Raw genomic sequence first — 15,216 nt, forward strand, 5'->3', positions numbered from 1 at the left:
AATATTTTCACTTCATATACTTACTTGTATTCCAATGAGTCACCATTTGTTTCTATCACTTTTTTATACCACTCAAAGCTTTTCTTTTTATATCTCTCCATAGTTCCACTGCCATCATCATTTCGATCAACATATATGAAACCATACCTCTTTTTAATTTCAGCGGTTGTAAAACTTACTAAATCAATGCACCCCCATGATGTGTATCCCATGATATCAACACCATCTTCAATAGCTTCGCTTACTTGGACTAAATGATCATTCATATAGTTAATTCGATAGTCATCAATGACTGTCTTAGTTCCATCTTCTAAAGTAACAAGCGTATCAATTGCCCCTAATCCATTTTCGACTATAAACAGTGGTTTTTGATATCTATCATACAATTCATTCAAATAAATGCGTAAGCCTAATGGGTCTATCTGCCATCCCCATTCACTTGATTCTAAGTACGGATTTGGTATCCCCCCTATGATATTTCCTTTACCAGATTTTTTAGTTGGATCTGTAGACGCACATACACTCATATAATAACTAAATGAAACAAAATCAACAGTATTTTTTAAATCAATTCTATCTTGTTCAGTAATTTCTAACTCAATATCATTTTCTTTAAAAAAGCGTTTCGTATAACTAGGGTAATATCCTCTAACTTGGATATCTGAAAAATAGTAATTTTCACGTTCCGATTCAATCGATTTCCATACATCTTTTGGCTTAGGTGTTAGTGGGTATACTGGAATCCCTAAAATCATACATCCTATTTGTGCATTAGGTATCATTTCATGACATTTCTTAACAGCCCTTGCACTTGCAACTAGTTCATGATGAATTGCTTGATAAATATCTTTTTTAGTCAACTCCGTTTTTCGAGTATTAATACCTCCACTCAGAAAAGGAACATGTGTAATTGAATTAATCTCATTAAATGTTAACCAATATTTTACTTTGTTTTTATATCGTTTAAAAACTACTTCTACATATTTTTCAAAAAAATCAATAACTTTTCGATTTCTCCACCCGTCATATTTTTTAGTTAAATGTAGAGGTGTCTCATAATGAGACAGTGTGACTAGTGGTTCTATTCCATATTTCAAACACGTATCAAATACATCATCATAAAATTTTAAGCCATCTTCATTTGGTGTATTTTCATCACCATTAGGAAATATTCTTGGCCAAGATATAGACAAACGAAAAACTTTAAAACCCATTTCTGCAAATAATTTGATATCCTCTTTATACCTATGATAAAAATCAATTCCTTTAAGTTTCAAATTATCTTCAGTTGGAAATTCTTGCGGCTTCTCCAGCCAACCTTTTCTAGTTACATCTTGTACGGATAATCCTTTCCCCCCTTCAGTATATGCGCCTTCAGCTTGATTTGCTGCAATAGCTCCACCCCATAAAAAATTATCTGGGAAACCTATCATTTATACTCCTCCTAATTAAATTGTATATAAGATAGCATCTTCATTTGTTATATTACCGGAATCATTTGACACAACTACATCTATATAATCAGAAGTATTTGTAACAATTACTGGTGTCGTAATATCATAACCTGCTTCTTGAATTTTCTTTGTTTCAACGTTGATTAATTTTTGACCTTTTTTAATCGTATCTCCTGTTTGAACGAAAGATTCAAAATACTCCCCATTTAGTTCAACTGTATTAATACCTATATGTATCAATAGTTCAATACCTGAATCACTTGTCAAACCTATTGCATGATTCGTTGGAAATACTGCTGATACTGTTCCAGAGAACGGAGCCAAGATATCACCTTTTTGTGGAATAACAGCTATACCATCGCCCATTATTTTTTCAGAAAACGTTGGATCATTCACTTTTTCTAAAGCAATTAACTCGCCTGTAATTGGAGAATATACTTTTTTAAGATCATTGCTAACACCAATATTTTTTGACTCAACTGATTTTTTTTGTACTACTGACATACCTTTCTCTTCGAATCCATAAACCAATGTAAAAACAAATGATAATGCAAAAGATCCAACTGCGACAATAATCGCATTAATAATATTAGAATTACCACTTTCAGCTATAAATTGTGGTAATGATATAAATGATGGTACCGCAAAGGAATAAGATTCTAAATGAACAAATCCAGCAAATACTCCCATTATTCCAGAGGCTAACATGGATGCATATAAAGGTTTCTTAAATCTCAATGCTATCCCATATAACCCCGGCTCTGTCACGCCTGCAATCAAAGCAGATAAACTTGCCGCTAAAGCAGTTTGTTTTGTATTCTTGTTTCTTGATTTGAAAGAAACCGCTAAGAAAGAAGCTCCCTGAGCAATATTTGATGCCAACATTGCTGGTAATATAAGCATATCTGGATTTTTAATTGAAGCTACTAAAAAAATAGGTGCAAATGCCCAATGCATCCCTGTCATAACAATTAAAGGTGAAAATGCAGACATTACTCCTAGCGCTAGCCACCCAGCTTTATCTTGAAGCCAGATCATAATAACAGACAATCCTTCTCCTACAAATGTGCCTAATGGACCAATAGCAACTAATGCTAAAACGCCTGAAACAATAATTACTAAAAGTGGTTTTGCAAAACTTTGAATGATAGTTGGAATAATTTTATCAAAGAATTTCTCTATATAGCTCATTAACCATACAACTATCAAGATTGGGATAACTGATGAACCATACGAAGCTAACGTTATAGGTAACCCAAAAACATTTAGCGCATCTCCTTCAGCTACAAGTGCTACAAAATTTGGGTGAAGCATTATCCCTGCGACTGTAACAGCCAACATTGGTGTTACTTTAAATTTTTGTGCGGCTGTATAAGCTAACATAATTGGAATAAAATAAAATGGTGTATCTCCAAAAAAGGATAATATAGCAAACGTCTGTGATTCTTTACTTAAAACATTAATCATAGGTAAAATAATCAGTAAAACTTTAATCATTCCACCACCAATTAATGCCGGAATTAACGGCGACATACAACTTGTTATGACGTCAACTAATGTATTTAATATTGTCGGTTTTTCTGTTGATTCATTACTACTATCTGTTTCAAAATTTCCTAATTTTACAAATTCTTTATAATACTTATTTACACCATTACCTAGAATAATTTGATATTGTCCACCCTTATTCATCAATCCCATAACACCATCGATATTCTCTATTGCTTCATTATCTACGCTGTTAACATCTTTGAGTTTTACTCTTAAACGAGTCATGCAGTGCGTAACTGATAGAATATTTTTTTCTTCTCCTAAAGCTTTATAAATGTCTTTTGATGTTTTTTTATAATCCATTTTTTTCCCTCCAAAAATAATAAAAGCATGATCTAAAACTAGAATAATTCTAGTAATAGGTCATGCTCTGTTAAGATAACAATCCTATAATTAACTTAAATTTTTCGTTATTCTTCTAATATGTGCGGTTAAATAAACTAGTTCAGTTGCACTTAACTCGTATTGATAGTCTTTAATAATATAGTCTCTAATTTTTAATGAACAATCATACTCTTTCTTATACTTGTTTTTTAAAGTCTCTAATAACTCATCGTCTTCATCATCATAATGCTCTTTAGCATGTAACCTTTGCGCAAAAAATTTTACATGAGTGATAAAACGATAATAGTCCAAAGAAGATTCATCAAATTCTGTATTATAATGATCCTTAACAATTTCATCAATCATTTTAGTTATGTTAGTAATCTCATAAGCGTAATCATTGCTTCTACTATACGAGGCATTAATAAAATGCAGTGTGATAAATGCCGCTTCATCAACCTCTAAGTCAATATTTAAATCAGACTTAATAATACTAAGTGCTTTTTTTCCAACAGAATACTCATCTGGATAAAATCTTGCTATATCTAAAACTAATGGATTTCTCAGTACGATGCCATCTTGATATCTTTCAATCGTAGAATGGATATGGTCTGTTAAATTGATATATATAATTTCATTCAACGCTTTACCCAACTTTATTTTTCCAAAGTTGATAATTTTTTCAGATACTAACACATATTCCATAGGCACATTGATTAATAGTTCTGTAAATTTATTTTGATTTTGTTTATCCTGTAGCACAAAAGTTTTTTCTACACTTTCCATATCTACTTTGGAACCTCTTTTTTTCCCAAATGCAATACCTTTTCCCATTAACAGTATATCCATACCCTTGCTATTTGAAGAAATAACCGTATTATTATTTAATACTCGTTCTATGATCACTGTATATCTCCCTATTCAAGCAAAAAAATCCCATTTAATCATCTTAATAATGATATAAATAGGTCTCAGCTCACTAGTGTGATAACTTCCATATTATAAAAATGTGTAAACCATTCAAAAATGCTTACCCTAAGTAATAACATAATGAATTCAATTATAGATTAGCACTATAATAAAGCGTTGTCAATCTTTTTTTTAAATACATTTTCTAGATTGTAAAATTAAACGAGACACTAAAAAGACCTATCATGATACACATCTATCATCTACTAAAGTTAAGGTGAGTCTATCTGCCATTTCCTACACCCAACCTTCCCTACCAGAATTGGTATCCTAGTAGAATAGCATGCATTAGGTGCTTCCGGTCACAAAATTGCTGATAATTTGAATTATGGTCATGAAGTTGTTTATCGTGTTATTAAATAACTGAAAAAAGTACTTACTGTGATAGATGTTTATCTTCAATATCAAGCGAACAAAGCTAAATATGACCGTAAAAAACACAATTAACTCCTGATGAAAAAGTCCATGATGGCTAGATTCCTGATGTAATAATCGGACAAAATGAAAGACCTCTTTCCTCCAACATGCAGACTCTTTATCGAAAGTTTCAAACAAATGCATGTAATAAAAAAGATTTGCCCTTGCAAGAAAAATGAAAACCAAATAGTCACCTGTAGAAAAGCATTTTCCAATTAGAAATCCAGCAGCAATAAACAGGTTCTATATATTTATTTTGTATATCCTACAAAACTATCCCGAGGGTTGCTGAATGAGCATTCCAATGGGCTTATAAGAAAGAAAGAATGAACTGTCGCACCGTCGTGTCACAAGCGTATATTTCTGAGGTTACACTTAAACGAAGCAATATACCAAATAAATACATTGATTATAAAACAATGATTAAGTTTTTCATGGGTTATGTCGATCGGAATTTTGATAAAAGCAAGTTGTATCGCTTCATTTGACAAACCAAATGATTAATCGTTCCACTTATAGGCACGTATATAAATCCACTATCATGTATGATTGTAACTCTTTCGCCATTTATTAATAACCTGAAATTCGACTATTTGTCTAAATGCTTCGTACATTATATGTAGTAAGACATAGCTTAAAAAAGCTCCTCTACAGAATTAAAGCAATTAAGCATAAGTTTTATAGAAGAGCTTCTTCAAAACTAATTTTACTAAATATAGATTGTATTTTATTCCATGTTTAAATATTCTCTTAATTACGTTTTATAAACAGCTGCTTTATTTCCATAAATAATTTGAATGCCAGAAGGCACATTAACCGTTCCATTAGCTTTCAGTGTTGTCTTAAAAAACTCACTGTCTTCAACCTTTTTAGGGTCCTCTAAAGTTAAACGAAGACGAGTAAAACAAGCTTCAACTTTGGTTATATTTTCTTTTCCTCCTACTGCTAACACAAGGGTTTCAAGAAAGTCATCTTCATTATTTTCTATTGATTCTGTTGAATCGTTGATTACTTCTTTTTCACGTCCAGGAGTTTTTAAATCCCATTTAACAATCGCAAACTTGAATATAAAGTAATAACTAAAGAAATATAAAGCACCCAAAGGAAATACCCATAACCAACTTGATCCTTTATCTGCCCCAAGTATTCCATTAAAAATGAGAGACATAAATGGACCGCCAAAAGATGCTGACCCCACAACATTAAAGGAAACAATATAAGTTAAAAAATAAGCTAAACCAGATAGTATGGCATGGATTCCAAATAATGCTGGAGCAACAAATAAAAAGCTATATTCTAAAGGTTCACTAATCCCCATTAAAGCACATGGAATCACTGCAGCAATCATTAAAGAAGCGACTCTTTTCCTGTTTTCTGGTAAAGATGTTTTATGCATAGCTAAAGCAGCTCCAGGCAAGCCAAACATCGCAAAGATAACTTTACCATTCATTAAGAATCGACTGACACTTATATCGAATTGTGCACCAGGAGTATTTAAAATTGCATTGTAAATATTTACAGCACCTTCAACCACTTGCCCACCAATTTCTTCAGTTCCTCCTAAACTCGTGAAGAAAAACGGTAAGTAAATGAAATGATGTAGTCCAAATGGTAATAACAATCTTTCCATAGTCCCGTAAGCAAATGAGCCTAATGAGCCAGTAGCTACAATAAATTCTGAAGATAAATTCAAAGCGTTTTGAATTGGCGGAAAGATAAACGCCATTGCTAGTCCTACAAAAGATGATACTAAAATAGTAATAGCTGGAATAAATCTTGTTCCATTAAATAAAGATATAACCGACGGTAGTTCAATTTTATAATATTTATTATGCAAATAACTCACAATCAACCCAATAATAATTCCTCCAAACACACCTGTATCTAAAGTTAAAATCCCTAAGATACTTCGTTGTCCTATTAACAATTCTTCAGGTGTAATTGTTCCTAATAATGTTAAAAACGAACCCATTACCGCATTCATTGTCATATAACCTAAAAATCCAGATAATGCTGCTGTTCCTTTCTCTGATTTAGCAAATCCATAAGCAATAGAAATAGCAAATATCACAGGTATATGATTATTAACAACGTTTCCAGCATCTTTCATAATAGTAAATAAATAAACAAATAAATTACTTCCTAGAAAAGGTACTGCTTTTATCAAATTAGGATTAGAAAATGCACTTCCTACACCAACTAATATTCCAGAAATAGGTAAAATTAACACAGGAGCCATAAGTACTTTCCCTAATTTTTGAAATGTTTCTAACATTTTTTCTTTTTTCACAAGTTTCCCTCCAAAAAAAACGGTTTCATTACTGTCTGAAAAAGTAAGAGAGAATGTTCTCTCTTACGGTATTTAGTTTAATTTTGGCCAATAGTCTTTATTTTCAAAAATCAACGCATCAAGTACTTTTCGAGCTTTTTTAGCGTCAACAATTGTACGGTTTAATGTTAGAGCTTGTAAGGCTTTAGTGTAAGAATTTTCAAGATAAGCTTCACAAGTTAATTTTTCATAAGCATACTGGCCTTCAATCAAACCTTTATAGAATGTACCGATTTCACCAACAGCATATGGTTTAGGACCATTCGCTCCAAGTGATGCTGCAACTTCAATCATTAAATCATTAGATAGATTTGATACAATTCCATTATTCGGAACAATAACGATAAATGTTTTTCCTAAATTACCATAAATAGAAGCAGCAACCTCGACAATCATGTCTCCATGAGCATCATTATGAACAATATGAGAATCTTTAGCCGTTCCTTTTTCAGCAATTTTACGACACTCTTCAAATACTCGTTTTTCTCGCCCATCCATAACCTCATTAGCTCGAGTATAGTTAGGGTCAAGTGTTGATAATTTATATTCAGGATACAAGTAATATTGTAGATAAGTATTTGGTAAATAATCAGGAAAATCATTCAACATATTTTCTACCATCGCATAAGTATCCAACCATGATTGATCACGTTGTTCTGCATCGACAGGTAAGAAACCATTTTTCAACGTATAATCTTTAATTTCAGGAAGTAAATCATTGCCTTCTTTATCATATATATGGGTAAACCAACCAAAATGATTTAACCCAAAATAAGTCGGTTCAAATTCATTGTAATCTCTATTAATCAGACGACCAAATGAACGTAGTAAGTTTACTGGCTGATCACAAATATTTAAAATACGCTTATCATCTGGAAACACCATATTAAGTGCATGTGCTACAATAGCAGCTGGATTAGTATAATTTAAAATCCATGCATTTGGGCTTAACCTACGAACGTCTTCTACTAATTCAATCATATCTCTAATAGAGCGCATCCCATAAGCAAATCCTCCAGGACCACATGTTTCTTGCCCAATTAAATCCATAGATAATGGTATTTTTTCATCTTTTTCACGCATAGGATAGCCACCAGTACGCATTTGACAAAAAACAAAATCCACATCAGTAAAAGCTGCTGTTTTATCTGTTGTATAGGAAAATTCGATATTTGGAGTTTCTTCTTTAAAAAGTATCTTACCAAATTCTCCAATCACTTCTTGTCTTTCTTTATCAATGTCATAAAGAGTTATTTTGTTAAACGGGAAAATGTCTTGATGTTTTGTTAAAGCTTTCAAAATACCAGGTGACCATGTTGATCCGCCACCAACAATAACGATATTATTTTTTTTCATTTTCATCACTCCTGCTTTACTTGATGAATTCATTTTAAAACATTTATTTTGAAAAGTACGGTATTTTTCCAAGTCTATATCAGTAACACGCAGGTTAAAAAGAAACACATCTAGGTGTTTATAAACACCTAGATGTGAGCGTTTCAAATATATGATTTAGAATAAAGTGAATACCTATTCGAGAGGAAACGTCCATTTCAGCATAAGTTAATCTATCATAGAATGTAAATAATGAAATATCTGCTAATTGAGAAATAGAGTTTTGAGAAAAACCTGTAATTGAGATAATACATGCTTGAGATAACTTAGCTATTTTGGCGGCTTCCAAAGGCGTTTTTGTTTCTCCGCTTAAACTGACAATAAACACAACATCTTTTTTATCTAATTGTTTAGCTCTTTGATTCATGACATGTGGTTCAAAGTATAAAGAGGTATTAATACCAAGTATTCTTAAACGCTCTTTCATTTCTTCACAAGGAAATTTGGAAGGGCCACAACTAAAAAAAAGACCTGATTAGCTTCCAATAACTTTTGAGTCGTCGCCTCAATTAATTCAGATGTTAGTAATTTATCAGTTTGTTTTATTTGATCGTACAAAGACAAGTTTTTTTCTTTATTTAATGTTTTGGCTTGACTGTTCTCTATCTCAATCGCTATTTTAAGTTCAGTGTACCCCCTAAACTCTAATTTTTTTGCCATTCTAACAATTGTATTAGGTGATACGTATAGCTCATTAGAAACCGTTTTAAGTGTTTTAGTCTTAATATCGTTAATATTATCCATTAAGTAAGACAACAACTTTGATTCTTGCTCATTTAATAAGTGTTGGTTTTCTTGAAAATGTTTAAATAGACTCATAATGTCTCCCCTTAACATAATTCTAAATTGTCTTATTCATTTATATTTTGCACTAATGAACAAAGTATAGAATGGTGTGTCAACACTAAACTAACCAAATTTTTAAAGAAACATCCATTCTAAATTGCAATATTAAATGCAACACCCTCCAAGAAAATCTCTCTTAGTATTATTCAATAAACCTGATTGTCCAGAGTAAAAGACATAATTCGCCATTAATCCGCCTCAATTTTATAAAATTGCATACATTTATTATGTTATTATAATTTTATTTCATTTACTAGAGTCAATTTCATAATTGCTCTTTTTTAAAATCCAGAGAGATACAGGATTTTAAAAAACAGAAATTATACCGTTTGTTGCTGATCCAACTGTGCATTTATACAACCTGCTGCTTGTTTTGAAGCATTATAAACAAGTGTTACCATGTCAAAATGGACCTTCGCACGTTCACCAGTGCGATATCGGACATTATTGAGCTGAAAAAAACTCCTTTAGATAGGCGTTCACACGTTCCACATCCGTACGGCGTTTGAAAATGTTTTTCCAAGCTATTGAACCACGGGCAGGCGCTGTGTATTACCTTAGATCTTGGCTTATTTTCACTTTGTAAACCTTTTGACAGATACCTTCGTTGGCTAAAGGACAGTCACTACATTCCTTTGGTCTTGTATATTTTAACGTTTCGTATTTAGGGTCGAAACTATCGTAACGATAGGAGTGCTCGCGAAAACAGGTGGGAGCACAGTGTTTGTCCTATCCAAGAAGTTCTCCTTCATTTCGCTTGTTGTATGCAATCACAGATTGATGCCCCATTCGATGCACTTGTTCGTAGATTGGCTCGTAATCTTATCCAACATCCATGGTGTGATAACGTAAGGATAAGAAGCCTAAGCGTTCTTGTGCAGTTTTCAGTAATGGGATGGAGGAGGTACTTCTTTTTTAGTCTCTTAAACTCGTTGTAGGACAAGGGCTAAGAATTATGAAATTCATTCAATTGGTAATTTAAAATAACGTTTTTACAAGACTTTATCTAACCACTCTCTATTAATAACAATTTCCTCTTTTTGCTTTACCACTATTTATGGTACGGTTCACCGTGGTGTATCTAAATGAGGTTTTTTAAAATTTATTCTCCCCATTTATATATGCTTCCAACAAACCATATCCACTGAACATCGATTGACTATTCAAATCTCCAACTAATTGGTTTAATGATTCTTTAAATATCTCTTTGTCCCCTTCGCATATCTCCAGAACTGACCACTGCTCATTTGAATAGCCATTTATTAAAAATTGAATCAAGTGGTTTCTATCATCCTTTAATCCAAATCTACCGCTAAAGTAACCGCTATGACCTAAAGAGCGACTCTTAATACTCCGTAAAAATTCAAAGATATCATAATAAATTGTATATTCCTCATCGTTGAACACTAGTTGGCTTTCTAAAAATACCTCTTTCATATACGGATAAATTAATACTTCTTCCATAGGTAAATGGAATCTACGTTCAGATTTAATGTAATCAAATAAACCATGAAGACCTCTACTTGGAGAAGTAAAACTTAAGAAATCTAATCTATTTTTAAAACTATCTCTGACCCTAGGTAATTTAAATACCTTTTCCAATAATTTATAATTCCCACTTTTCACCAAAGAGATTCCAATACTATAAAAAGCTATTTGTAAAGGAATTTGTGGTAAGCACAATAATAATACATTACCACTGTGCTTATTTGTCGAAGTTAACCTCTCTAGTGTTTCAATAAGTAATTGGTCTTGTTCGGTTGTCTTTGCATAATAAGAAAGTAAAGCAAGTAAAATAGCAAGCTGCTTGGATTTTTCTTTAATTTCATCCACCTTTTGGTCTACATATTCTTTAGAAACTTCAGCATTTGTATTAACTTTATTAACATATTCCGCTACCTTTAATGTTTCATCAGTAATCATTTCTCTAATTTCAATTTCATCATTATTGGCTATATAGCGTTTTAATCGTTTTAATTTTACTTGAAGGTTATCAAGATTCACTTTCTTTACTTCGGAGATGCTAATTACATTTGCACTTAATTCTCTAAAGAAGTGGTCTGCACCCGAACTATCAATTATGACAGAAGCATCTCTAAAATTTATTAACTCTTGAGCCTTCTCACCAACCTCTTTTGAAAATGAATGCCAATACCAAGAATATCTCCGTCCTTTTACGCTTTTAATAGTATCTCTTAAGGCTGTATCCCATTCAGCAGACCACCCCGATATTATCAATCCGTACTCATCAAATATTCTTTTTAGAATGTCAGTTAAAGAATCTGAATAACTCTCCAATTCATCTGTGATATTCTTAAATCTTGTATCTCTATAATCACCATGAATTTTTAAAACCGTACAATCAGCATGTGCTAATGGCTTCATTCCTTCTATGTCTGAATCATGGTAAAGTGTTTGGTACTGTATATTCAATTCATCTAATGCTTGTTCAATTAATCGGTCAAAGTTTGTGGTAACAATTACTTTTATATAACCCTGTTTTACTAATTCCGCTATTGCTTTATGTGCGTCCGTAGGAACTTTTCTTCCTTCCTCAATTTCTTCTTCAGTAGGCTCAAAAAATTCTTTTAATAATCCATTCCGCTCCGAAGAAGTCTTTGCTAACATACCTATTAGCTCGTCATATAAAGGCGCTTTACCAAAATTATCTTCATACCATTTAATTTCATCTTGTTCTTCCGCTCCATTTAATAACATGATTCTTCTGCATAGTTCTTTTAACACACCCCACCCTGTAGGTATACTTGCAGAATATGATATACCCGAACCAAGCAATAAAGCATAAACACCTTTATTTGCTTCGACTGAAAACGACATTGACATTAATTTTTCATCCATCATAACGCCCTCCTAATCTATAATTTACGGTTAATCATATATTGGGATTACTTTTTACCATATAGTAAAGTTGTACATCTTCATCACTAAGTATTCCTATTCTTAAAGCAATGAAACTTTCAAGCTTAACTTCCTCTGTAAATTCCAATTTAAAGTGGTTACTTACGAGTTTATTCAATTCTTCCTTTCCCTCCAATAATATCATAGCTTGATAGGATTCAAGTAAAAATTCATCCTCCAAATACTTAATAAATTCATCTGGTAGTTCTTGATCTAATGCTAATAATTCCTTTATATTTTGAATTCTTTTCATTTAATTTTCCTCCATTTATTTTTGGGTATATTCCGTAACCACACAGACAACTATTCCAACAACAGTACCTAATAAGAAATATGGCAATATAATTACCCCCTTCATTTTTTCAGCCCTCCAAAAGCTTTTAGGCTCGAAATCTATCATCTTTAAATCCTTTTTTAGCCAATGCATAAATAGATATCCCAAATGCAACCCCTGCCTTAAATAAATCAATTGGTGACATAACATCACCTCCTTTCTTAATCAAACACAAATAAACTGCAACTATCATAGTCCCGGTTAGAAATTTCCTATTGAGTTTTTCAGTTATACTATTTAGTATTCTTGTAACATACTCAAATAAAGCTTATAGGGTTTACTAACTCACCATTCTTTAAAAGACCAATTCCAAAATCCTTTACACCCCTTTTGTCCTGTAACAAACACACGATGTTATTTAGACCACTATCATAATAAAATAACCAACATGTTATAGGTTCAGTAATTTCTTTCGGGATGATAGCCTTAAGGTGTTCATTTGGAATATCCTGCACTGATACTAGTCTTACATCGACTTTCCAATCATTATGCGCTAAGTGTGGATGATGTTTGGCCATATAGTTTCTAAATACATTAATAACACTCATAAATTTTACGCTCCTTTTTATAGGTCAATTAAAATAGAAAAAGGAGGAGCAAATTCATCCGTTAATTGTGAAGTGTTATGCTACTTCTTTATTTAGTTGTATTTGTATGCTATCAATCTTTCTATCTTCTGAAATAGTAATTTTGTGAATCAGGAGATGCAACAACTTTTTACGTTGTTCTGGTGTTAAAGCATTCCTATATACAGTCATAAAGTTCTGCATGATTTCTTTAACTACTTCATGATTAACATTTGGAATACCGCCATGTCCTATTTGTTCTTCAATAGGAGATAGCCGTTCTTCCAGACGTTCCCTTTCGTTATCAAGATTAGTTAATTGACTAGTAAGGTCACCTTTACTAATCACTTCATCTACATATAACCTTAAGTATTTATCTTTTTTAGATTGGATAGCAGAAAGTGATTTTTTCAGCATTTCATATTCTTTCTGTCGCGGTAATATGCCATCCTCATTCTTTTGATTAATTCTCTCTACAATTTGTTCAATCAGCACATCATTACTGGCTAAATTTGCTAACCTTTGAAGAACATATTCATCAGCATACTCTGTTCTTACACCATTTGATCGACACACTGCTGCTCCTTTATTTTTCCATGCCCCACAAACATAGTATTCGAGTACACGCTTCCTTCCATCTTTGTTTCGATTGGTCGTTCTCCCCAATACCATGCCCGAGCCACATACTGGACATTTTAAGATACCTGTCAGTGGAAATTCACCGCTATGAATTCTATTTGGTTTACCAGTACGGCTTTTCATAATACTTTTAGTCTGTTCCCAAATATTATCCGATATAATTGGTTCATGTTGACCTTTTACAATGACTGGATTCGGATTTATATTATTTCTTCTCTTTTCACTCCAGTCCCGTCTGACGTTGTACCTGATAAATCCAGCATATAAAGGATTACATAGAATGGTTTTAATACCGTTTATAGAAAATGCTTTATTTTTCTTAGTTTTATAACCCTCTTTATTTAGACGGTTTGCAATGGACTTATATCCGTTTCCCTGGACATACAATTCAAATATCTTTCGCACTACAATTGCTTCTTCTTCATTGATTATGAGTTTAGATATTTTTCTTTTTCGATTATCACTAGGGAAACTTACTACGTCATATCCAAGGACTTGTCCACCATTCCAAGAACCTTCCTTAGCCCTTGCAATTATCGACAATAGTGAGAAGGTCAACACTTTTTCTTGAGAGTCGATTCATTTTCCACACTAACACAATATCAAAGCACTTCTGATTAGCGTCATACAGTAGTTGCTGAATGGCTGGTCTGCCCTTAATATTCTTACCTCTTATTCCTCTATCAATATATTCGTTATAGATTGTATATCCTTCTCGCTCACACCATTCTCTTAAAACATTTATCTGCTCGTCAATACTGTAACCTTCTTCAGCTTGTTCTACAGTAGATACACGAGCATACAGAGCGACACGTTTCTATGTTCCATTTTGGTTATTTAGCTCAAGCTGGTCTAGTGGATTAATTAGTTGATTCACCCTTTTTCTCCCCCTCATTTTGCGTTGATTGATTAGTCAAATAGCTTTTGACCATTTCTGCTAATATGTCTACAAGAGTTTGATATTTGTATTCTTGTGTATCTTCCATATTCATGCTAATTTCATCACCTCCCTAGGATGTACTATACTGGCGTTTAGGCTTCCAATGTGGCATACATTAATCGATACTGGTTGGTTCTTCGTATCAAGTGAGGCTACAATGAAATGCTCACGGTCTTTATCAGCAAGGAGCAATTTCATTAATCGGTAACCATCTTCAGGTGACCTTACTGAACGTTCCTTGTACAGAAGACTTGATTCCTTCACTAGCTATAAAGAGACGATATTTACTCGTTTTGCAGGAATTTTAAAGCTTTTAAGCTCATTTAGTTTTTCACTCATTTTTGACCTCCGTTTTTACCAGTTATGATTTAAATCAAGTAAATAATATATATTTATAAATTTTCTAGTTACGGATAATGGGGTAATAGAAAAGGCAAAATAAAATATTCTTTTATAGAAGTTTATGGTATAATAAGAACAAGCGTTCCCTGCAGTTCCAAAAATATACACCCTTATTAAATATATATTATTTT

At 32.5% G+C, this 15,216-nt stretch carries 13 protein-coding genes and 2 pseudogenes; all 15 read right to left on the reverse strand.

The features are described from left to right. Positions 1-20: 20 nt before the first annotated feature. Positions 21-1,433, reverse strand: coding sequence for a glycoside hydrolase family 1 protein (locus tag ACH6CY_RS06785; RefSeq protein WP_374066561.1), 1,413 nt, complete (start codon positions 1,431-1,433; stop codon positions 21-23). A 15-nt stretch (positions 1,434-1,448) separates the two neighbouring features. Beyond that, a complete protein-coding gene (locus ACH6CY_RS06790; RefSeq protein ID WP_374066562.1) occupies positions 1,449-3,308 on the reverse strand; it encodes a beta-glucoside-specific PTS transporter subunit IIABC in 1,860 nt (619 codons plus the stop codon). Between the two features lie 90 nt (positions 3,309-3,398). Further along, positions 3,399-4,235 (reverse strand): BglG family transcription antiterminator LicT, encoded by an 837-nt coding sequence (licT, locus tag ACH6CY_RS06795; RefSeq protein WP_374066563.1) that lies wholly within the window; start codon positions 4,233-4,235, stop codon positions 3,399-3,401. A gap of 1,234 nt (positions 4,236-5,469) precedes the next feature. Next, on the reverse strand, positions 5,470-7,005 hold the full coding sequence (locus ACH6CY_RS06800; RefSeq protein ID WP_374066564.1) for a PTS transporter subunit EIIC: 1,536 nt from the start codon (positions 7,003-7,005) through the stop codon (positions 5,470-5,472). 72 nt (positions 7,006-7,077) lie between these two features. Then, positions 7,078-8,400, reverse strand: a complete 1,323-nt coding sequence (locus ACH6CY_RS06805) for a 6-phospho-alpha-glucosidase (protein ID WP_374066565.1) — start codon at positions 8,398-8,400, stop codon at positions 7,078-7,080. Positions 8,401-8,518: 118 nt separating this feature from the next. Beyond that, the gene (locus tag ACH6CY_RS06810; RefSeq protein WP_374066567.1) at positions 8,519-8,866 is read right to left on the reverse strand and encodes an SIS domain-containing protein; all 348 of its coding nucleotides are present in this window, start codon (positions 8,864-8,866) and stop codon (positions 8,519-8,521) included. Continuing rightward, entirely contained in the window at positions 8,863-9,258 is a 396-nt protein-coding gene (locus ACH6CY_RS06815; RefSeq protein WP_374066569.1) for a MurR/RpiR family transcriptional regulator, read from the reverse strand. The genes ACH6CY_RS06810 and ACH6CY_RS06815 overlap by 4 nt, the downstream gene beginning before the upstream one ends. 347 nt (positions 9,259-9,605) lie before the next feature. Continuing rightward, a pseudogene (locus tag ACH6CY_RS06820) lies at positions 9,606-10,188 on the reverse strand (transposase); the annotation flags it as partial. Positions 10,189-10,380: 192 nt separating this feature from the next. Then, positions 10,381-12,144: an SIR2 family protein gene (locus ACH6CY_RS06825; protein ID WP_374066570.1), complete on the reverse strand. Its 1,764-nt coding sequence runs from the start codon at positions 12,142-12,144 to the stop codon at positions 10,381-10,383. Between the two features lie 34 nt (positions 12,145-12,178). Beyond that, the gene (locus tag ACH6CY_RS06830) at positions 12,179-12,457 is read right to left on the reverse strand and encodes a hypothetical protein (protein ID WP_374066571.1); all 279 of its coding nucleotides are present in this window, start codon (positions 12,455-12,457) and stop codon (positions 12,179-12,181) included. A 338-nt stretch (positions 12,458-12,795) separates the two neighbouring features. Continuing rightward, positions 12,796-13,086 carry a hypothetical protein gene (locus tag ACH6CY_RS06835; RefSeq protein WP_374066572.1) on the reverse strand — a complete coding sequence of 97 codons (291 nt, stop codon included), beginning with the start codon at positions 13,084-13,086 and terminating at the stop codon, positions 12,796-12,798. Between the two features lie 75 nt (positions 13,087-13,161). Next, entirely contained in the window at positions 13,162-14,286 is a 1,125-nt protein-coding gene (locus ACH6CY_RS06840) for a recombinase family protein (protein WP_374066573.1), read from the reverse strand. Beyond that, a complete protein-coding gene (locus ACH6CY_RS06845; RefSeq protein ID WP_374066644.1) occupies positions 14,264-14,548 on the reverse strand; it encodes a recombinase family protein in 285 nt (94 codons plus the stop codon). The genes ACH6CY_RS06840 and ACH6CY_RS06845 overlap by 23 nt, the downstream gene beginning before the upstream one ends. Positions 14,549-14,603: 55 nt before the next feature. Further along, positions 14,604-14,735 (reverse strand): hypothetical protein, encoded by a 132-nt coding sequence (locus ACH6CY_RS06850; protein WP_374066574.1) that lies wholly within the window; start codon positions 14,733-14,735, stop codon positions 14,604-14,606. After that, positions 14,735-14,947, reverse strand: a pseudogene (locus tag ACH6CY_RS06855) (JAB domain-containing protein); the annotation flags it as partial. The pseudogene ACH6CY_RS06855 and the gene ACH6CY_RS06850, both read right to left, overlap by 1 nt. Between the last annotated feature and the right edge of the window lie 269 nt (positions 14,948-15,216).

The organism is Paraliobacillus sp. JSM ZJ581 (genome assembly GCF_044383835.1).
In the GTDB taxonomy this organism is placed as follows: Bacteria; Bacillota; Bacilli; order Bacillales; family Amphibacillaceae; genus Paraliobacillus.